Below are 21,551 nucleotides of genomic sequence, written 5' to 3' on the forward strand. Positions count from 1 at the left end.
TTAAATTCCTGAGTGTGCATCAAAGTAGGTCGACCACAATTGCCTCAGATAAAAACCGCGAAGCATTTTTTCCCCGTATCGCCTTACGGCAGCCATCGGTCGAAACAGCAAAAGCGTGAAGCTTTTGACACACTTGGGTTTGAGGCTCTGCAGCAATGGGACAGACGTAAAGATCACCTGCTTGTGCTCCCGTTGCTGCTTATCTGGATTGCGACATGTCTTGCTGGCAGGCTGCAACCTGAAATCCGCAAGTATCTCTGGAAGGTGTCTAAAACGATATCCATTTGCAGTCAGGCGTATAAAAAACTCCAAATCCATGACATATTGAAGATTCTCATCGAGCCAGTTCCCGTCATCAAATACTCGCCGTCGAAAAAACGTCGCTGTGGTCGGAATATATAAAACTCGGTGGTAAAAGAGGACGAATTTACTGAACTCGATTTCAGAACGAATTTGAATAACTCGCCCCGATTCATCTACCACGCGGTAATCTCCATACAGAACGTCAACGTCCGGATTCTCCTCAAACACCTTCACCACATGATCGAAGCATCCGAGTCGATAACGGTCATCGGAGTTGAGCCAACCAATGATGTCGCCCTGTGCCCACCGGAACCCCTTATTTAGAGCTTCACTCTGGCCACTATCTTGTTCGGAGACCCACCTAACGTTGGCACAGTTCTTGTCAAACGAGAGATTCCGCAATAACTCGATTGTGCCGTCAGTTGACATTCCATCTATTACCAGATGCTCGCAGACCGGGTAGTCCTGGAGGCGTACACTGTCCAGAGCTTCCTGGATGAAGCTAACTTGATTAAATGATGGTGTAACAACCGAGATTGACAAAGAATTTTTCATGGATTCGTCACTATGAAAGATGCGGTTCCCATGGTGGCCGGATTATTGTTTTAACTCACATAGTTGAAGTCGGTTTTGTTGTCTATGCTCAAATAAAACCCGATCATTAGCAAACAGATAGCCTGCAACAACGCAGCCTAGGGTACGGTTTGCGTCTAGCACCGCTCACAAAAGACCGCATTCGAAAAGCACAATTATGCGTCTGTGTCGTCAACACCATTCCATCCCTGTCCTCAACTCCATCCGTTATGCATCGTCATTTTGATCCGAGCAACCAATGCCCGGCGTGTATCACACTCCGCCATCTCGAGCCAGGATCGCTGCGACAAAAGATATATTGCTGTCAAGGCAACTGAGAGAACGGTAGAGATCAAGACTATGAGGAAGCGGTGCGGGCTAGACTTCCGCTCGGGAAGACTCGGAAAATCAACAATCCCGACAGTCGGAATCGATTTTGCTTCGTCGATACGAGCTGTCTCATATTCTTCTGAAAGTAGGTCAAATACAGTTTCATGAATGCGAACAGCCCTGTATAGATTAGCCCACTGAACACCCAACCGGGGAGATCTCGTAGAGCTGGATATGGATGAGTTGGATCAAGATCATTTCCTTCCGTTCCCGGAATGCTTTGCCCATTGGCACGCTGTAGTTCGCGTTGCAGGATTGCATCTCTTGCCTCGGCAGCGCGTACCCGTACGTTTTGATCGCCATAAATCTGGCGCAGTGAACTGAGCTCAGATTCGCCAGCTATAAGCTGTCCTTCGAGCTTTGCTCCAGCGTCTACCGTGGCTCTGGTCTGTTCCTTCAGATCGATTGTGGTGTTTTTACTGGAGAAATCACTAAGTTCTAGTTGCGCGTGCTCTAGTTCAGTCTGAACAGTATTCAAGCGCTGTTCAATAAACTCGCGCTCGCGATGAGCGGATGAAGTATTAACACGAGCAACTAGTCTATTCAGTTCATCTAGGTAAGCAGCAGCTAGATCTCGCGCACGCTCACGGTCCCCATCCGTCACAACGATTGTGATCACACCGCTTTTCGAATCTTCGGTAATCTTGGTCAGGTGTGCTAACCGCTTCGCAGTACTATCGCGATAACGTCTGTGATACACCCGCTGTAGATCAAACTTATCGATAAGATGCCCGGATACTGTTCCGCTATGTAACAACGCAACAAATAGAGCGCTGTTGTTTTTCACTCCAATAAGACTTCCAGCCAGGCCTGAGAGGCTACTGGCTGAGCTCTTACCTACTAAAGCAGCAAGCATAGCAGCACCGCTCCCCCTGTTCGGGCGGCATGATCCGCGCTCCGGACTCGTATTGGTTAGGCAGTAAGAAGGCGACCACAATACTAATTGCGAAAACGGCTCCCGCTGTGCGGAGAAAAATATGCCGATTTTCCCAAAACAGTGACGCGTTTGTGACCCAGTTTTTCTCGACAGCGTCCGGTCGCTGCATGTTGTGGCTTAGCGAGGGCGACTGAGACGTCGGTTCTGTTAGGTTTACCTGCATTGCTACCTCGATAGCGATGAGTCCGGCTTCCGCGGACCACCAACCTGTTGCAACAACTGCCGTCTTACATAAAGAGTAGTAATAAAACTGATATTAGGGTATTAGGCCCGTAGTGCAGAAATTGGATCCAGTTTAGCCAAAGATCTGAAGCTTGCGAATTTGGTTTACGTCTTAGTTCCTAGTGGAGCGCTAACGCTGCTGCGAACCCCACCGAGGAGAATACCTGCGCTGAAGCGAACAGATTTCTCCACAACGCCGATCCACCAAAGACTTTCTGAGGGACGACAACGACATCACCCGGATCAAGCTTTGTATCAAGAACCCCTGGCTCATGCCAGTTATTTGAACGCCTTCCTACTACGAGGCCATTAGCCCGAATGACAAGAATTTCTTTTCGGTTGCCACCTTCGGTGCTCCCCCCGCTCGCTGGAGATACCAACTCGTGGTCTTCCCCGGGACAAACGTAATCGCGGACGCATTGTAGACTTGGCCAGTGACCAAGACGAAGCCTGGTCTTTTAGGTACAGTGAGAACGTCTCCATTGCGCAGTTCAACATCTAAAGGCGTGCCTTCCCAACTTGCAATGTCCGAGTTGATTTTGATAACCAAACGTCCAATTGCCGGTTGGTTTCGCAATCGAGAGACCACCTCTTTTTGCTGTTGGACGAGCAGTTGCAATGTCGCGGCATCGTCCTGCGCAGAGAGGCTCGGTGCCAACCTCGCGCCTGCCGATGTTGTCTCAATTTGATGGATCAATTCGTTTCGACTCTTATCTTCTAGCTCTTTTACCTGTAGTCTGATCAGAACTGCTCCTGAAGGGTAAGCCGTAGATCGAAACCCACCCGCACGTTTCAAAACCGAACTCAATCTTTCCCCTTCTTGCAGCCCGTAGGAGCCAGGATAAGCCACTTCACCGGACACGCTTACTGAAGATCCAATATCGTTCCAACCCGATATTTGATGGATCGTCAGTACGTCCCCGGCCTTGAGTATTACGTCGGAGGCCGAATCGTAGTTGTTGACCGCAGCCCCGATCCGGATTGCTCCTCTCCGGCTTACAACCTGTCGTCCATCTTTTATGTCATAACTAGCAAGGTCAGCGGCATCAAGTAACGCACTCCGCTTGAAGCCGCCTGCCATCCGAACGAGTTGTGCGGCCGTCATTCCCTGAGAAAGTGCATAGTCCCCGGGGCGTATTACCTCTCCGTGTATCTGAACTTTGGGCGCGTCAGCTTCATAGCGACCTGTTACCCGGATTGTGTCGAAGGGTCTTAAGTTAACTTCTTCGTTCCCGACCAAAACGTCGGGGACGCTAAATGAAATAGCTTCGGCACGCAAATCGGGTGGCATCAAACGAACAATTTCCCCGCGATTGGCAGGTTCTGGAAGAAGATCTTGGTAGGAACGGAGAACATCATTCAACTTCATTCCATCGTGGTAGGGAAACTTCCCAGGCCTGACAACATGTCCCTCAACGTAGATTGCCTTTTCGCTATAGGGTAGTATCGGGCTGACGTTAACTCGATCGCCGTCGAGAACGGCAAACTGCTCGATCTTTATCTGCGACGCCTCTCTTGTACTTCCTTCCGGTATAGCCAGGTTCAGGGTCGCCCGGTGCCCTTGTGCGTCGATTCTTTCGATTGTTATGCGGGTCACCGCAGCAGACACGAGCAAACCACCAGCTTCGTCCAACACTTCAGATAGTTGCCTCTCGCCATTTAGCTCATAAATCGCGGGGCGTTTGACCATCCCTGCTACCGCAACCTGTCGTCCGACGGGCGGTATCAAAATAGTGTCGCCCGCTTCCAGCCTTTCCGTGTCTGGGCGAACACCGTGAAGTAAGAAGTCATAGAGATCGACTTCGCGCACCAACTCTTTTCCACGGTAGTGGCGAGCTATACGCAATGAGCCAAGCTTGGTCGGTCCGCCGGCTGCATATAGCGCGTTGAGCGGAGTTGCTAGCGAGCTAAGGTCGTACGCTCCAGGCCGCTGAACATCTCCAACCACATACACCCGTACGGTTCGTAATCGCGAAAGTGTTATTGCCACCTTCGCGTCCCTGAATTGTTTACCCAATTCCTGCTGAATCAACTCCTGAGCGTGTCCGATGGACAACCCCGCGACTAGGACGGCTCCAACTTCAGGAAGTACAATTTTGCCCTCACGATCAACTGTTCTTGGGAAACTCTGCGACATTCCTCCCCAAAGGTTGATGACTAGTCCATCGCCCGCCCCCAGGATATATTCCGGCCCGACTGGTACATCAATTGACATCTGCTTGACAGTCAACCCTCTCTCAAGAAACATATCTGAACCGAAACGTCGGAGTTTCGAAGTCTGCTCAGGGACCTGGGAATATAAATCGCGAAGCGACTGAAGGTTGTAAGGGGTCGTTTGATGAATTACCTCGGTCGAATTACCGCTGTTGCGATCAGACTTGATCGGTGACGAGAGATCTCTCCGCTCCGACAAACCTGATGCATCGTTTTTGGTGACGATATCGGAGTTGGAATTGTCCGGTCTATCGAAACCGCTCGAATTTGTATCTAGTGCGCCGACTCTCGAAGGATTTGTAACTCCAGAACTCAGCGTGGTCGTGGGGCTGATAGCATCGTCAAGCTCTTGCATATCTGGATTCTGTCTTTCTGAATCAGCATCGTACAAGTAGCCGCGAGCTCTCAGCCATACTGTAATTGCCCCACGTAGTCCCGTATCCGCGGATATAGCCTTGTACAGCATGTCATCTGTAATAGAGTCTGCCTGAGCGGTAGTCCCCTGCTGTTGCAGATAGTCGGCCATCACCTGCTTAATGTCTACGATAAGCTCCGGGCGAGACTGCAATATTTTGAGAATTTGACCCGCGGTCAAGACGCCGCTTGTCCCCTGACTTGTCGTATTCTCTCCCGCGCCCGACTTTGTTCGATCGGTGCTGTCATCATCGGATGAGTTGGAATTGGAGGTACTTGGAGATGTTGGAAAAGGCGAGGCAGATGGCAGGCCGGTCGGCAAACTTGGTACTTGTAATTGCTGTGAACGTACTACGGTTGATGAAATCAGGCAGAAAACGACGATCGCGAGCCCCCGTCTCTTACACCGTTCGAAACAACTCATGTAAGGAAGTGTGACGAACTCTTTCTGGCTTCGAAGAGGTTTATAGTTGGTCACGGTCACGCGTTTCTGATCTCTCTTCATAATGGCCTCGACAGAGGAAACGACGCGTTGCCACACTTACGCGGTGTAAGAATGCCGTCCATTTCTATCAGCGAACCGGCCACGATACGAACTGCATAAACATTCTGCAGATAAGAATGCGACCAAGCCTCTAAATCATCTGTTGCAATTCGCAATATCAAGTTCCCCTTATCCGGAACATTAGTGGGTTTCGACCAGAAAGCAAGGTACCGGCAACCTTTGGAATCTTAGTTTTTCAGAGACAGCACCCTCTTTTTCCAACGATTCGCTTCAATTAGGTAACGGCAACCCTGTTCCACGTGAAAACGTAAGCGAAAAAAATACCTGACTTCATCTCGCATTCGGCGCAGCCTAAATGACAACTTCGGATTCCTGCTGTTGACCGTAATCCTCGCCGGCTGACGCAAAGGAAACAGTTTTTCGCTAACTTCGCGGATCGAGCGACTTTCCGCGTGGGGCAAGGCTTTATGAAGGAAAAGATAAAGCTTCGTTCCTGGAAATCTCGCGGCGATTATTCTTTTTCCGTACTCTTCAATCCATAGGTTGACTCGCTGAGGTAGTTGCCTAACTGCCCAAGCCAGTATCTCGGGCAGTCGAGGAATGTCAAAATTCTGGCTCGAAATCAGTGTCGCCGCTCCGACTGCGAGTGCAATCTCTTCGCTCTTTAACAAATGTTCTTGCACTTCTACCCATAGGATCTCGTTTTGCTCATTAAACTTTACAAAGTTAACGTATTCGAGGATCCACGCAGCTCGTGTCCACTCGCTTTTGAGATGTTTGAAGAGGTGAAGTGCTTGTGCTATAAATTTGTCACAATCAGAAAGAACTGGTAAATCCAAATCTCGCCAACGCCGTGAGGTCAGCCTTAATAATCGGTCATCCTGAAGATGTATACGCCCGCAGCCACGGGAGTTGGCGAAGTGTATTTCTACACAACGATGAGGTTTTGCCTTGTACAAATCTCTCAAAGATGGCAGTTCTCCGCTGTCCGCTTTGAACTCCCTTACATCATCTCCGGTGCCGGTTAACAAATAACCCCGACGCTGTAATATCTGCTGGCAACGAGGCACGTCATGATTAGCTATTAAAAAATCGAGATCAAGCTGGCAGCGTAAAGCAGCCTCCGCGAACGCATCGGGGGCCAAAGTGAAGCCTTTGAGGTTCGCGTATAACAGCCCCGCTCTTTTGAATTCCCTATTAATCTCTACAAACTCCTCGAACAGGTAATCTGTCTTTTCTCGATTATCGGCAGCATTTTCCTTGAGACGGAACAACACGCGTGGAGGAATTGCATTTTCAAGGTCCAAAACCCGGAGGCGGTCTAAGAAATAAAGCGCGAGACCACTGGCGTCCAACCAACTGTAAATTCCCTTCCAATTACGGTAACTGAAGGACGATAGGCTATCACTAAGGGTCTTTGTATCTCTCGATCGAAAGGTGGCAATCACTGTTTCTGCTAATTGGTGATTCATTTGCGCATGCTCCTCTCCGTTAGCTTTTTCCCGCGTCTATTCGCCATAACTGGATTACCCAGCTCCTTGCAGTGAGCAAGTTTCGAATAAAAAGAACAATCGACCCTATGTCTTCGTCGCTTAGAATTCCCTTTGAGCCGAGCGTTCCGGATGGTGAAATGCCGTTATCCCACAATTACATTAAAAAATCTAGCATCGTGGCTGGGACAGTATTTCCCATCGCTATTCGGTTACATGAAGAGTTAACGTCATCGAGCCGTGCCCGGAACCGCAAAACACTGAACAATGGCCTACAAAATCACCAGTTTGAGTTGGCGTGAAAGCTAGCTCAGCAGTTTTTCCTTTGTCGATTCTCGCGCTAAGGTTTAATTCTTTGAACTTCACACCGTGGGCAACGTCCTCAGTTGTCAGCTCCAAAACTATCGGCTCGCCCTTTTTCAAAGTGATCTGTGACGGCTCGAACGCAAACCGCTTCGCTGAAACGTTAACCGTCTTTGGAGTATCCGAACCTGCGGCGAATCCAGAGAGTGCTAATGAGCCAAGAATCAGTACACTCGCCGGGAGAGTCTTTCCAGATACTGGTAGCTTCATTTACACCACGACCTTTCAATGGGTTAGGAGCGGGAGATACAATCTAGCCCGCGCACAGCTCGCGTCAAGATGCAGACGAGCAGGTTATACATAGCCAACTTAGTGGAGTTATCTGATCCAGTTGTCATTGTGCAATGTGTCGTTTGTCACTTATTTGTAAAAGACACCGAGAGAGATTGAGTCCAGTCTCTCTATAGCTCGAGGAGCATCGGAATCAGTGATGACGCCAGTTGGTTCACTGTAGTCTTTGCAGAGATGAATCCCAGAATTTCCGATCTTTGGATGTCGTAGGACAGAATCGCTCCTGTCCCTACTATCAGCGTCCGGAGGTTTTTGTCGTAGAGAATGGATACTTCTGTAGAGTTATCTGGAACTGCTATGTCTCGAAGAATTTTCCACGAAACGACGGAGGGTCGATTCCCGCGACTTGGTTAAGCCAGTGACGCCGAATGGTGATGGCAATTTCTAGGTCATTTGACCGTACAGAGAGTCGATCGGGGCCGTCATCATTGGTGAAGACATATGGGGTGGCCACGAAGCGCCGTAGAAGATCGGGAGGGCGACCTTGGTTCATCGTCAAGCGAACGCCTCCTGCTTGCGACTAGCGACAAACTCGCGGAGGTGTTGCGCGGCGAACTGAGGAGTTCCTCCATACTGAAGTAGCCAGCACGGCAGTCGTGACACATCTTCAATAGTAAGATTACGCACCGCAGAAGCTTCAGACAGCTGAACAGGCAATCTCTCAACACTAGAATCAAGATAGCTACGGGCCTTGCCGGATGCCATTGGAGTCAACTTCGCTCCAGGCTGCTGCTTTCTCTCCAAAAACATCAGCCATCGCGGCTCGCAGGTTCTTTCTATCCGCGCACCAAATGTCTCGGTGATGTCTATCTCGTAGGCTAACTCGCCATTCATTGACGTCTGCAGATTGTATCTCGTTAGGTTTGGAAAATGACCGGCTGCGTCCGGCAATAGCTTGACTGGGGCTGATGTGCCGTGCGCTACCAACGACCCATGACGCCGCGAGAGATAGGTCCAGTCGTCGGAGACATAGTTAAAACCTTCTTGTGAGAGGGCGATAGATAAAGTAGACTTCCCGGCTCCCGACAGGCCGGCGATTAGTAACCCGTCACCATCGGACTCCAGACATGCGCAGTGCATGGGAACCACCCCAATGGCAGCGCCCAAGATACCCAGAGAAATGGGGATCAGCTTCTCCTTCCAGAATCGGAAGTCTTCAGCTGCTACGGTCGAAATACTGGCACTAAGTGTTCGGCGCAGGATATCGAATACAAAGATGTTGTCGCCACCAAACGACGCTGTTACTACATGATGTAATCCTCGGAAGTGGGGCTCTCCCATTGGTTTTAGCGAAGAAGATTCATTAACCACAACTCGCATGCTGAATCGGTTGCCGACGAGGTGGTTAGTGGGGGTCGAAAGATGGCTTAGCAAACTTGATAGTTCGAACGAATTTGTGCGCAGATCACAAACCGCGCCGGCGAAATAAAGGTCTCTGCCGTGGGGCAAAATCGTTTGATCGATGGAAACTGACGTCATCGGAGCACCTGATGGATTTCACTTTATCTCAAGGAACAGGAGAATTTCGGCTCTCTAAACAAACTTTACAAATCACTGACACGGATATGACAACTGCAGGCACCGCAAGTCATATCGTCCGGAATGAGCGAGGAGATTGCATTGCCCAAGTCCCGCAAAATTGTCTTCTTTTTCCCGTCTTTCGCGAGCTCTGATGCGACGGCACCTCTGGGTATCCTCGCAGTAGCCACTCCTTTGATGCGAGCTGGCTACCAGGTTGTTCTCATCGATTCCACCATTACCCCAAACTATAAGCAGCGCGTGCTGGAAGAGGTGCGTGACGCGATATGTCTCGGGATCTCTTTAGTGACCGGTCCGATGATCCGCGAGACTGTCGAAATTGCAAAAGCGATTAAGGCTCGGGACCCGGAGTTTCCAATCGTTCTTGGTGGGTGGCACCCTTCTCTCTTGCCAAAACAAACACTGCAATCGTCGTACATTGACTACGTAGTGTGTGGACAAGGAGAAGATTCGTTCCTCGAATTAGTCGGCCACATTGAAAATCGGTCTTCTCCGGACTTCGTTTCCGGCATTGGTTTCAAGCGAGAGAATAGACTTGTATTTACGCCCGAACGCGCACTAAAGCCGATTGTAGAGCAACCTCCAAAGGCCTATCAGATTGCGGACTTCGATGCGTATGAGCGAATGTGCGGAAGACGCTGGGCAATGTACACCTCCAGCCTTGCCTGCCCCTTCGATTGTGCCTACTGTACGAACGGCGCGGTTTATAAGCGTAAATGGAATGCTCTTCCAGCGGAGCAATTCGTTGAGGAGACCGTCGACCTAAGCCGGAGATACAACCTCAGTATGCTTTGGATAGTGGACGATAACTTCTTAGTTGATTTGGATCGCGCACGAGCCATTAGCGAGGGTTTGGTACGGGCCAAGGCTGAGTTTCAGTGGAGTATTCAAGCAACCACAAATCTGACTTCTCGGCTTTCACTCGAGGATTTGAAATTGTTGCGCCTTAGCGGCCTGCATCAAATTTGCCAGGGTGTAGACTCCGGATCTCCGAAGATCCTCAAGGCCATGAACAAGACCTTTCAAAACTTCGAAGATATTTATGAAAGCGCTGCACGGTGTCTGGCCGCAGGAATGCGCCCCTCTTTCAACATTATCTTTGCCTATCCGGGAGAGGGAGCTAAAGAACGTCGAGAGACCATGAATTTCATTATGGATGTCTGTCGGCGCTTCCCGGGGACTGAATTCTGGACCAATATTTTTACTCCATACCCCGGGACCAATGTAATGAATAGGGCTGCCGAGCTTGGTATTGAGGTCCCTGACTCACTTGAGAAATGGGCTGAGTTTTTTCCGCGTTACACCAAACTCCCATGGCTGAACGGGCGTGATCACGAAGAGCTACAAATTATGCGTGATTACCTGCGTATTGCCTTCGATCGTATTCCAATAGGAGTCGACCGTCGGACTCGGATTACCCGCCTCGCTCAGAAGTGCATATCCTTTCCAGCTCGCTTCCGGCTTGATCACGGTCTGTATCGTGTTCCTGTCGAGTTGTGGCTGAATGACAAGCTCAAGGAGCGGACGGAGGGTTTCAAGCCGGTTGTGGATGCGCGCCGCCTGGAACCAAACCCAGAGCCGGTAGAGGCTGCATGCTAAGTCAGGGCAAAGTCGTTTTGTTTTATCCGCCTTATGACGGGCCCCCGCTTGGCGCACCACTTTGCCTACTCGCTCTTGCCGCCAGCCTGCGTGAAGCGGACTTCGATGTTGTGATGATAGATGCCGCTATCGAGCCGAACTACCTAACCCGTGTAGAGTGCGAGAGCGTTGATGCGCTTTGCGTTGGCATCTCCGTTCTGACTGGCCCAATGATCCGCGGCGCTATAGAGGTGGCAAGCATGGTCAAAACCCACACTCCATGGCTTCCGGTCATCTTTGGGGGATGGCACCCGTCTCTGCTTCCCGACGAAACCCTGAGCGAAAGCTTCGTAGATATGGTGGTCCGTGGCCAGGGCGAAATAACACTTGTCGAAACCGCTCGAGCTCTGGCCCGCAAAAAGTCTCTTGGTAACATCGCGGGGCTTTCCTGGAAGAAGAATGGCCGACGTAATCACAACATTGATCGCAAGGTGGAACCTCTTGACTCCCTTCCGCTCCCCGCGTTCGACCTCACAAATTTTGAGGCTTACGAAGAAATCTCTGGTATCCGCAAACTCGCCTATGCCACCAGCGTCGGGTGTCCTTATGCGTGCAATTACTGCACGGACATGGTCTTTTACAAACGTAGATTTAACGCTCTCTCTGCCGATCGGACTGTCGCGGAGATGATCGAACTCGTAATTCGCTACCGCATTGAAGAAGTGGCGTTGCTTGACTCGAACTTCCCTGTTCAGTTGCCGCGGGCTCTTCAGATCGCTCGAGGCATCATCGATTCCGGAGTGAAGTTCAAGTGGACCTTCCAGGCCTCTACCGACTTTCTCTGTCGCATGAGTGAGGATGAAGTGCGGTTACTCGGAGCAAGCGGTGTTTCACACATGGGCTTTGGCACTGAATCAACTTCAGACGCCGTCCTGAAGCTGATGAACAAACGTCATCAACGTGTCGATGAGATGTATGAAACTGCCCGCAAAGCACAACTGGGTGGAATTCGCGTAACTTTCAACTTAATATTCGGGTATCCGGGCGAGACAGAAGCCGATCGAATCATCACCTTTCAGACCATGAGCGACATTGGTCGTCAGTTCCCCAATGTTAGCTTTTCGCCAAATATCTTCACTCCCTATCCGGGAATTCCTATCTGGCCCCAGTTGCGCGAACTGGGTGTTCCTGAACCGAAGAATCTTCGTGAGTGGATGGAGATGCCTTTGGGCGCGAACATGCTGCCTTGGCTTAAGGGCAACGAGCTCGCCCGACTGCGACGCATGCTTGATTATTTTCTCCTCAATAATCAGATTGATCGCGAGCAAAACAACTATTCCAAGCTGCGGTACGCTGTGCGGTTCATCGTTCAGATGCCAATCCGTTGGCGGCTGCGTTCGAGCAACTATTCATTTCCGTGGGAACTCTGGCTTTCGAGTCTCTCTGAACGCATCGTACTCCGCCGTTCCTTGGTGACTGGTTCTGAACTGCCTAAGGAGCCCGCCAATGCGTGCTAATCAGACAAAGGGGAGGAGGTAATCTGTGGCTGATGTTCTGCTGACCCATTCTTATCATCTCCCTTATGATCCCAAGCAGGTCCGAAAGATGCAGCCGTATCCTCCCCTCGGTACGCTTTACGCTGCGTCTGCACTGAGGGCTGGGAAGATTCCCGTTGCCGTGTTCGACACGATGCTCGAAGACCCGAACCCCGGCTTTGCAGTGGCGTTACTGCAGCATCGTCCTAAGCTCGTGGTGATCTACGAAGACGACTTCAATTTTCTCTCCAAGATGTGCTTAACGCGTATGCGCGAGCTCGCTTGGCAACTCGCTCGGCAGGCGAAGGAAGCAGGAGCAGTTGTCATTGCACATGGCTCCGACATGACCGACCAGGCCGAGTCCTACCTCCGCAACGGGGTTGATTTTATTTTGCTGGGAGAAGCCGAAGGGACACTTGTAGAGTTGTGTTTCGCTATTGTCTCTGCGCGCCCGTACTCAGACATACCGGGTCTTATATATCTTGATGCTACAGGAACACTCCTCAAAAGTTCGGGAGGAGCCCCAAAAAATGCGTCGTGGAGCGCTCTGCCAAGGCCGGCGCGCGAACTTATTGATCTAGCCCCCTACCGCCAGGCTTGGTCTGCTGCGCATGGCCGCTTTTCAACCAATGTCGTCGCCAGTCGCGGATGTCCCTACAGATGCAACTGGTGTGCCAAGCCAATCTCAGGGAACAAATTCCAGATTCGCCCTGCTAGATCGGTCGCAGCAGAGATCCGCGAACTGAAGGAAGTATATGGTGTAGAGCATATCTGGTTCGGTGATGACGTCTTCGCGCTGAATCATCAGTGGGTGCAGGACTTCGCAGATGAAATTGAAACCATGAAGTGCGCTCTCCCTTTAAGATTCAGTCTCGCGCTGATCTGATGACCCCTAAGACTGTTGCGGGACTCAAGCGAGCAGGATGTGAGGAGATCTGGATGGGCGTCGAATCTGGCTCGCAGAAGGTACTCGATGCGATGGACAAGGGACTAAGTGTCACTGATGTAACCACCGCACGGTCTCTTCTTGGCATCGCAGGTGTTCGCGCGTGCTTTTTCCTGCAATTCGGCTATCCAGGCGAGACATGGGTAGACATTCAAAAGACTATCGAGCTTGTACGTAGTACCCGTCCAGATGAAATCGGCATCTCCTTTTCTTACCCACTACCCGGAACCGCCTTCTTCGAGCGGGTACAGAAACAGATTGGAGCCAAACGAAATTGGACGGATAGCGACGACCTGTGCGTCATGTTTAGCGCAGCCTATAACAATGATTTCTACATGGCACTACGAAACGCGCTCCACGCGGAGGTCGACTCTTGGAATAAAGTCGATAAGCCGGGAAGTCATATTGATCTAGCTTCTCTTTGGCAATGTGTTTTTGAACTAGAAGCCGTCAGCAGAAATTCTAAGGCAACAACATTTCCCATTGACGAAATCACCGAAGGTCCAGGCAAACGGCAGTTTGTACCTCTGCAGAAATTGATCCCGGCTGAGAGGCAGGTTTAGATGGCAGAGCTTCTACTTACTCACGGCTATTTTTTATACGAAGACCCCAAAGAGCTTCAGATTTTGAAGCCCTACGCCCCGCTCGGCATTTTGTACCTATGTTCCCATCTGCAGAAACAAGGTTTTGATGTGGATGTTTTCGACACCACGTTCTCCAGTCGTGAACTCCTCTTCAAACATCTACGGACTGAGACGCCTTCTGTCATCGGCATCTATGCCAATCTTATGACACGTGGCAATGTCGTCGAAATCCTGAAGGTGGCCCGCGAGGCCGGCTGGAAGGCGGTCGTCGGTGGTCCGGAACCAGGCGCGTACGCGCTTGAATATCTCCAGGCAGGCGCGCACTATGTAGTCTTAGGTGAAGGCGAACTCACCACACAGGAGTTGCTCGAGGCATTTCGAGCGAATGATACAGCTGCATGTGCCACCATCCCAGGGCTCGCCTATCTTGATGCGGCCGGCAATATGCATGAAACCGCGCAGCGTAATCAGATCGCCGATCTCGACAATCAACCATGGCCGGCACGTCATGCCATTGATGTCGGTCGTTACGTCAAGACGTGGCGAGACGCGCATGGTAAAGGTTCGGTCAACTTCATCACAGCTCGCGGATGCCCTTACAAATGTCGCTGGTGTAGTCATCAGGTCTTTGGCCAAACTCACCGCCGTCGCGATCCGCTGCTCGTCGTCGATGAAGTGGAATGGCTCCTCCAAACCTATTCCCCGGACATGGTTTGGATATCTGACGACGTCTTCACGATCAATCACCAATGGCTTCGCGTCTACGCTGGCGAGATGCGTCGCCGTCGTCTTCGCATCCCTTTCGAATGCATCTCTCGAGCCGATCGTCTGAATCCGGAGATGCTCGATCTCCTCGCAGAGCTTGGCTGTTTCCGGATCTGGATCGGCTCTGAAAGCGGTTCGCAGCGCATCCTCGATTCCATGGATCGCGGTGTAAAAATCGAGCAGGTACAACAGGCCGTCGCCATGAGTCGCGAAAGAGGAATAGAAAGCGGTATGTTCCTGATGTGGGGCTATGAAGGCGAAGAACTGGAAGACATCGAAGCCACGATCAAGCATGTCAGTATATCGAAGCCCGATATTTTTTTCACAACCGTGTCTTACCCTATCAAGGGGACACCGTACTACAAGAAGATCGCTGATCGTCTCGTTCAACTAAAGCCATGGGGCGTTAGTTCTGATCGTGAGATCAAGGTCAAGGGACGGCACTCTCAAAAGTTTTACAGTTACGCGGACAAACTTCTTCGAGACGAGGTCGAACTCGCACGCATAGCTGACACAGCTGAGGTTGAATCCGACCAAGTGACCAGTCTGCGTCGTGAGATTGTCGCCGCCCGCGCCGGTTTGCTCTCGACCTCTATGGAGGTGGAAGCATGACTAACCTGGCGACCGCTCAACCTCAAGCTGTGCTTGCCTTCGACTATTTGGCTGAAGGATACGACGACTTATTCACCAAGTCTCTTATCGGCCGCGCTCAACGAGACGTCGTGTGGGATGTATTGAATCATACGTTCCGATCTGGAGATTATGTTCTTGAGTTAAATTGTGGCACGGGCGAAGACGCAATGTTCCTCGCCCGCAACGGAGTCTCAGTAGCTGCCTTTGATGCGTCCGAACAAATGATCCGGATCGCAAGTCAACGTCTTCGCGCTGAGGCTCCGAATGCTCTCGTGCGATTCAGCCAACTGCCAATCGAGCTGATACACGAGATCCGAACGGAAAGACAATTTGACGGCGCCTTCTCAAACTTCTCGGGTCTCAATTGTGTTGCCGATCTTAACCAGACAGCAGAGGACTTAGCGACTCTTATGCTCCCAGGCGCTCCATTTGTCGTTTGTCTTTCTACCCGCTTCTGCATCTCAGAGATGATTTGGTTTCTGCTTCGCGGAAAGCTCCGCACGGCGTTTCGACGATGCTCGGGCCGCACAGCAGCCAAGGTCGGTGAATTCGTCGTAGACGTCTACTATCCGACTTTACGTCAGGTGCGAAAGTCGTTCTCACCTGCATTCGCGATGCGTTCCTGCGTAGGTATCGGCGTAACCGTTCCACCGTCTTACCTTGAACCATGGATCCGTAAACATCCAAAATTACTGAATATCATGCGTGCTATCGACAGAGTTCTCTCAAACTGTCGAGGGTTTCGCGTACTTGGCGATCATATGCTTCTTCGCTTCGAAAGAGTGCAGAGATGATGGTGACGACCCATCCTCGATCGATCTCTTTTAGCGCTGACGAAGATAGCGAGCTTCGCCTTCAGTGCCCGCGCTGTACTGGATGGATCGGAGGTCTTCCACATACGAGTGTCACCGACACGATATTGGTGTGCCCGGACTGTTGCCTGAAACTATCAAGCGAACAGGGCATCTGGAGAACCCTGCTTCCTGAACGCGCCTCTTATTTCTCCCCCTTTATCAAAGACTATGAGTTCATTCGGTCTGCAGAAGGCCGCGGCAGCATAAATGCAGACTTCTATTTGGCACTTCCCTATCGCGACCTGTCTGGAAAGAACAGTCAGCAATGGACCATGCGAGCCAGGACGTTTCGGTACATTGAACAGCATATTCTTCCCGGCTTACGACCCACGAACAAAAGACAGCTTCGAATTCTGGATCTCGGCGCAGGTAACGGATGGATGAGTTATCGCCTCGCCCTCGCGGGTCACGCGTCGGTCGCAGTAGACCTGCTTACCAATGATAGCGATGGACTAGGCGCTGCAATTCACTATCGGAAACAGCTTGCTGCACTATTTCCTCGTGTTCAAGCAGAGCTTGACGTACTACCCTTCACGGATGACTCGTTTGATATTGTTATTTATAACGCGTCTTTTCACTATTCCGAAGACTACGAGAAGACTATAGCCGAAGCAGTACGTTGTACTCGCGGCGGGGGAACGATTCTTATTGCGGATACCCCGTGGTATAGCAACGAAGCGAGTGGTCGAGAGATGATCGTCGAACGTCGTCAGGCCTTTACTCAACGCTTCGGCTTTCCCTCGGATGGGCTCCGCAGTCTCGAATTCCTTACAGACCAACGACTGCGAAGTATAGAAGCCTGCTTTAGCCTTCGTTGGCAAACCTACAGCCCCGCTTACGGAATGCGCTGGCTTATGCGGCCGTTACTCGCGAAGATGCGCGGCAGGCGCGAACCATCTCAATTCCGAATCTATACCGCCAGAGTTAAAAAATGATCCTTCTTTTCAATCCGCGTGCCACAAAACCACGCAATCGCCGTCTCCCTCTTGCGGTGTTGGCTATCGCTGCAGTCCTTGAAGGGCGCGAAGAATATGAGATCGTCGACGGCAACGTGGACGACAACCCGACGGCAACTATATTGCAACTGATCGCACGACATAGTGTCGAACTTCTGGGCGTCTCTGTGATGCCTGGACCGCAGATGGTTGCAGCTATGGAGACCTCACGTGAGATTCGTCGCGCGTTTCCTCATGTCAAGATCGTGTGGGGAGGTTACTTCCCTTCCGTCTATCCAGACGCTGCGCTCAATGCGAAATATGTCGACTTCATTGTTCGGGGCCAAGGTGAAGATACTTTGCTTGAACTCCTGGACGCGATGCGTGGCAAACGCACATTCGAGTCCATTCTCGGCCTATCCTATAAAGATATCTTTGGTCTCCCGAGGAACAACGCCGAGCGGCCCATGAAGGGGCCTGACGAATTCCCTTGGTCGCCTTTCCACAAGTTACCCGTCGAAAAATACCTTCGTCCCTCTTTTTTCGGCAAGCGCACCGCCGTTCATCACGCCAGCATTGGTTGTCCTTTTAACTGCAGCTTCTGCGGAGTACACGCTGCTTACGGGAACAAGGAACGCATGGAGTCCCCAGAACGCACGGCTGCAATTCTCTCGCATCTCGTAACAGAGTACGGCGCCGACTCCGTTCAGTTCTACGATATGAACTTCTTCCTTAGGGAGGATCACGCCTTGGAGCTTGCGAAGCGAATCGAACATCTCAATCTTCGTTGGTGGTGCGAGGCCCGGGTCGATATCATGTCACGTTACTCCGACGAAACCTTCGCTGCGCTAAAGCGCGCCGGCTGCACCATGATTTTTTCGGTGCAGAGTCAGGCTCTGACTGGGCTCTCAGGGAGATGAAAAAAGGCATTACGACGGAGCAGACAATAACAATTGCTGAGCGGATACAAAAGTTCGGCATTATTCCTGAATTCTCTTTCGTCATCGGAAACCCAGGGGATCCGGAGCGAGACACACGTGAGACCCTCGCCTTCATACGAAAGCTGAAGAAAATCAATCCTGACTCCGAGATCATCATCTATCACTACACACCGGTACCTCAACCCGACAATATGTACGGTAATATTGACGGCCAGATCGCGTGGCCGTCTACACCCGCAGAGTGGGCTTCGAAGCGGTGGATGGACTTTACTCTGCGCATTGACACACAAGCGCCGTGGCTTAAACGTAAGACCAAGAACCTCATCGACAACTTCGAGATCGTCGTCGGCTCACGATGGCCTACTGTGCAGGATATCCGTGCTCCGCGGTGGAGTCGCTTCCTTTTGAAGAGTCTCAGCTCATGGCGATATACTATCGGCTTCTATCGCTTCCCGATTGAACTTCACTGGGCCCAAGAATTCATCAGCCTCCGCAAGCCAAAGCGAGAAAGTTTGTGACCGCGGCTGCCTGTTCTTCGTCCGACGTATTCGATACCTGGGCGCAGGTCTACGATGAGCAGCCTAATCCGCTCCTCATGCTGGAGCAACGCTTCCTGAGTCAGATGCTGCCTGATGTCAGCGGCCTTGACGTGTTGGATGCTGGCTGCGGCACTGGCAGATGGCTTTCACTCTTAACATCGCGCAATGCGAACAGTTTGATTGGCGTGGATTCCTCCGCAGAGATGCTGCAGCGTGCCGCAACCAAGATTGGACCAGCGTGCTCGCTACGACTCGGATGCTGTGTTGCTCTGCCCATACTGGACGCCACGATAGACCTTGTCATCTCATCGTTCGTTCTGAGCTATCTGGAAGGCCTGCAGGACTTCACTCGGGAACTACACCGAGTTACTCGGCCTGGTGCCACTGTCTTTTTGACAGATATGCATCCGGACACGGCAGCCTCTTGTAACTGGACAAGGTCTTTCACGCATCAGGGCTCAACGGAAAACATCCAGTCACAGAGGCACTCGCTCCAGAAGATTACTGACATCTTTCAAACTTTCGGATTCGAATTACTCGCGAACATCCAGCCGCACTTTGATTCAGAGGAGAGAAAGATCTTCAAAGAGAGTGGAAAGCTGGAGTTGTACGAAGCTTCCGTTAACCTCCCCGCCATTTATATTCTGCAGTTGCGAAAGAGGCCTCTGGTGCCGAAGACCCCGGAGGCAACCGGGACCTCTCAAACTCTCCGGCTCACGGGAGGACGGTGTACTCTTGGGCCCCGGGCAGCAACCAGAGCATTGATTGAGATCGAACGCGGATACATACGCTCCCTCTCAACCGAACCGGCTCGCCGCGGTGAGACGCCGTCTAGTTCGACCGGAACAATAGATCTATCCGGCTACTTGTTGCTCCCGGGCCTCATCAACGCGCATGATCATCTTGAGTTCAGCCTTTTCCCGAACCTCGGTGCCGGACCGTACCTGAATTCGACCGAGTGGGCGAGAGAGATCCATCGGACTCACGCCGCTCTCATCTCATGTCATCGCAAGGTACCGAAGCCGACCAGGCTGGTATGGGGAGCTATCCGCAATCTGCTCTGTGGCGTGACGACCGTCTGCCATCACAACCCGCTTTCGCGCGAGTTAGTCGCCGCCGAATTTCCAGTTCGTGTGCTCTCCAGGTTTGGCTGGGCCCACTCTCTTGCGATGGATCCGAATCTCGTGCACAACTTCGATCATACACCGCCAAATTTACCCTTCGTGCTTCACGCCGCAGAAGGTGTCGATGCAATAAGCGCCCAAGAGATCTTCGATCTGGATCGCCTGGAAGTTCTCGACGGACGAACAGTCCTTGTGCATGGTCTCGCCCTGAATAAAAAGGGGGTCTCACTTATCAATCAGCGCCGCTCTGCTCTCGTCATCTGTCCGACGTCAAATCAATTCCTCTTTCGCTCCGCTCCTTCCGCGACGCTGATCAAGTCCCTTCATACGGTTGTTCTTGGCAGTGATTCTCCACTCACCTCTGCGGGTGATCTGCTCGATGAAATAAATTTCGCGCGTAACGAGATTGGCCTGGATGCCGAGTCTATTTTTGAAATGGTCACTACGCGGTCAGCCAGTGTTCTGCGCCTCCGCAACGGAGAAGGACGTCTTCGTCCAGCCTCTGTAGCCGACCTCGTCGCTGTGCGCGATAAAGGTCTTACTCCGGCGCAGACTGTTTCGCAGCTTACTTTCGACCAGATCGAACTTGTCTTCCTTGGAGGAAGAATCCAACTTGCGAGCGATTCTCTTTACTCCCGTCTTCACAACTCACTCCGAGCCGGCCTGTCCCCCTTGATCATCGAGGGCCACAGGAGATGGCTACGCGCTCCGATTGATCAACTTTTGAGTCAGGCAAGAAGGACGCTCGGAAACGAAATCCGAGTCGGCGGAAAGAAGGTGGAGCGTGTCAGTGCTGCATGAGGCGTTAATCCCACAATCTCTTACTTCGCATCTATCGGCAATCACAGCGATGCCTATCCTTATCCTGAATGTGCATAGTCTCTGCAACTGCCGCTGCGTTATGTGCGACATCTGGAAACGTGATACCAAAGAACAGGTTCGCATCGAGAATCTGGAACGCCACCGACTCTCGCTGCAACATCTTGGAGTTCGACAAGTGGTTCTCACCGGGGGCGAGCCGTTGCTTCATAACGATCTTGCGACGCTCTGCAAATTTTTTCGAGACCTGGAAATCCGTATCACTCTATTAACCACAGGTCTGCTTTTGTTCAAACGAGCGGACGAGGTTGCGAATCTATTTGATGACATCATTATCTCCCTCGATGGTCCTCGAAAGGTTCACGATGACATACGCCGTGTCAGCGGAGCCTTTGAACTTATCCATAAGGGGGTCGCTGCTGTTCGCCAATACAATCCTTCGTTGGCCATAACCTGCCGGGCCACCGTGCAGAAAGCCAACCACAATCATCTACGCCAGACAGTAAGTGCGGCGAAGACCATTGGTTTGAACTCCATCTCATTCCTCGCAGCCGATCTAACCTCAGAAGCGTTCAATCGCTCCTTAGTCTGGCCCGTTGCGAGACAGAACCAGATCGGTCTGAGCGCGGACCAGATAACGGTTCTCGAAGTTGAAATCGAACAGCTGATTCTCGAATTTAAAGTAGACATCAACCAGAGATTCATAGTCGAGTCGCCAGCAAAGCTGCGAAAGATCTCACGGCGTTTCCGCGAGCACCTAGGACAGTTCTCTCCTGAAGCTCCCGCATGTAACGCGCCCTGGGTCTCGGCTGTGCTTGAAATCGATGGTTCTGTCCGCCCTTGCTTCTTTCATAACTCAATTGGAAATGTAACTCACTCCACTCTGGAAGACGTAGTGAATGGAAGAGTAGCCAGGGAGTTCCGAGCGTCGCTCAATGTAGAAACCAACCCAATCTGCCAGCGGTGCGTGTGCTCATTGAATTACCGCCCAGCCAGTGGTACCCAACCAACTGAAACACTTCTATCTACACGTCAGGTGTAACTGGGATATTTGAAG

17 protein-coding genes are annotated in these 21,551 nt (G+C 51.5%); 11 read left to right on the plus strand and 6 right to left on the minus strand.

Features of this window, described 5'->3' with window-relative positions; genetic code table 11:
- From RBB80_RS23040 to RBB80_RS23065, 6 genes are all read right to left on the minus strand, one after another.
- Window positions 1-858 (minus strand): glycosyltransferase family 2 protein, encoded by an 858-nt coding sequence (locus tag RBB80_RS23040; protein ID WP_433964675.1) that lies wholly within the window; start codon window positions 856-858, stop codon window positions 1-3.
- 233 nt (window positions 859-1,091) lie between these two features.
- Window positions 1,092-1,415 (minus strand): GNVR domain-containing protein, encoded by a 324-nt coding sequence (locus tag RBB80_RS23045; protein WP_433964676.1) that lies wholly within the window; start codon window positions 1,413-1,415, stop codon window positions 1,092-1,094.
- A 1,308-nt stretch (window positions 1,416-2,723) separates the two neighbouring features.
- Window positions 2,724-5,558: an SLBB domain-containing protein gene (locus RBB80_RS23050; protein ID WP_433964677.1), complete on the minus strand. Its 2,835-nt coding sequence runs from the start codon at window positions 5,556-5,558 to the stop codon at window positions 2,724-2,726.
- A gap of 227 nt (window positions 5,559-5,785) precedes the next feature.
- Window positions 5,786-7,030 (minus strand): nucleotidyltransferase family protein, encoded by a 1,245-nt coding sequence (locus RBB80_RS23055; protein WP_433964678.1) that lies wholly within the window; start codon window positions 7,028-7,030, stop codon window positions 5,786-5,788.
- Between the two features lie 222 nt (window positions 7,031-7,252).
- The gene (locus RBB80_RS23060) at window positions 7,253-7,621 is read right to left on the minus strand and encodes a cupredoxin domain-containing protein (RefSeq protein ID WP_433964679.1); all 369 of its coding nucleotides are present in this window, start codon (window positions 7,619-7,621) and stop codon (window positions 7,253-7,255) included.
- Between the two features lie 576 nt (window positions 7,622-8,197).
- Window positions 8,198-9,181 (minus strand): hypothetical protein, encoded by a 984-nt coding sequence (locus RBB80_RS23065; protein ID WP_433964680.1) that lies wholly within the window; start codon window positions 9,179-9,181, stop codon window positions 8,198-8,200.
- A 141-nt stretch (window positions 9,182-9,322) separates the two neighbouring features.
- On the opposite strand from RBB80_RS23065, the gene RBB80_RS23070 reads away from it, so the two are divergent.
- The 11 genes from RBB80_RS23070 to RBB80_RS23120 are packed head-to-tail and all read left to right on the plus strand — an operon-like array spanning window position 9,323 to window position 21,536.
- A complete protein-coding gene (locus RBB80_RS23070; RefSeq protein ID WP_433964681.1) occupies window positions 9,323-10,840 on the plus strand; it encodes a B12-binding domain-containing radical SAM protein in 1,518 nt (505 codons plus the stop codon).
- Window positions 10,834-12,336: a B12-binding domain-containing radical SAM protein gene (locus RBB80_RS23075; protein ID WP_433964682.1), complete on the plus strand. Its 1,503-nt coding sequence runs from the start codon at window positions 10,834-10,836 to the stop codon at window positions 12,334-12,336. The genes RBB80_RS23070 and RBB80_RS23075 overlap by 7 nt, the downstream gene beginning before the upstream one ends.
- A gap of 25 nt (window positions 12,337-12,361) precedes the next feature.
- Window positions 12,362-13,240, plus strand: a complete 879-nt coding sequence (locus RBB80_RS23080) for a B12-binding domain-containing radical SAM protein (RefSeq protein ID WP_433964683.1) — start codon at window positions 12,362-12,364, stop codon at window positions 13,238-13,240.
- Between the two features lie 53 nt (window positions 13,241-13,293).
- The gene (locus RBB80_RS23085; RefSeq protein WP_433964684.1) at window positions 13,294-13,863 is read left to right on the plus strand and encodes a hypothetical protein; all 570 of its coding nucleotides are present in this window, start codon (window positions 13,294-13,296) and stop codon (window positions 13,861-13,863) included.
- A complete protein-coding gene (locus tag RBB80_RS23090; RefSeq protein ID WP_433964685.1) occupies window positions 13,864-15,261 on the plus strand; it encodes a B12-binding domain-containing radical SAM protein in 1,398 nt (465 codons plus the stop codon).
- Entirely contained in the window at window positions 15,258-16,076 is an 819-nt protein-coding gene (locus RBB80_RS23095; RefSeq protein WP_433964686.1) for a class I SAM-dependent methyltransferase, read from the plus strand. Before RBB80_RS23090 ends, RBB80_RS23095 begins: the two co-directional genes overlap by 4 nt.
- Complete coding sequence (locus RBB80_RS23100) at window positions 16,073-17,071, plus strand: class I SAM-dependent methyltransferase (RefSeq protein WP_433964687.1); 999 nt, start codon at window positions 16,073-16,075, stop codon at window positions 17,069-17,071. Before RBB80_RS23095 ends, RBB80_RS23100 begins: the two co-directional genes overlap by 4 nt.
- A complete protein-coding gene (locus tag RBB80_RS23105) occupies window positions 17,068-17,991 on the plus strand; it encodes a B12-binding domain-containing radical SAM protein (protein ID WP_433964688.1) in 924 nt (307 codons plus the stop codon). Before RBB80_RS23100 ends, RBB80_RS23105 begins: the two co-directional genes overlap by 4 nt.
- On the plus strand, window positions 17,988-18,530 hold the full coding sequence (locus tag RBB80_RS23110; protein ID WP_433964689.1) for a hypothetical protein: 543 nt from the start codon (window positions 17,988-17,990) through the stop codon (window positions 18,528-18,530). Before RBB80_RS23105 ends, RBB80_RS23110 begins: the two co-directional genes overlap by 4 nt.
- Window positions 18,527-20,476, plus strand: coding sequence for a methyltransferase domain-containing protein (locus tag RBB80_RS23115; protein WP_433964690.1), 1,950 nt, complete (start codon window positions 18,527-18,529; stop codon window positions 20,474-20,476). The genes RBB80_RS23110 and RBB80_RS23115 overlap by 4 nt, the downstream gene beginning before the upstream one ends.
- Complete coding sequence (locus tag RBB80_RS23120) at window positions 20,466-21,536, plus strand: radical SAM protein (protein WP_433964691.1); 1,071 nt, start codon at window positions 20,466-20,468, stop codon at window positions 21,534-21,536. The genes RBB80_RS23115 and RBB80_RS23120 overlap by 11 nt, the downstream gene beginning before the upstream one ends.
- Window positions 21,537-21,551: the final 15 nt, after the last annotated feature.

Origin of the sequence: Tunturiibacter gelidiferens (genome assembly GCF_051013345.1) — a bacterium.
GTDB classification, from domain to species: Bacteria; Acidobacteriota; Terriglobia; order Terriglobales; family Acidobacteriaceae; genus Edaphobacter; species Edaphobacter gelidiferens_A.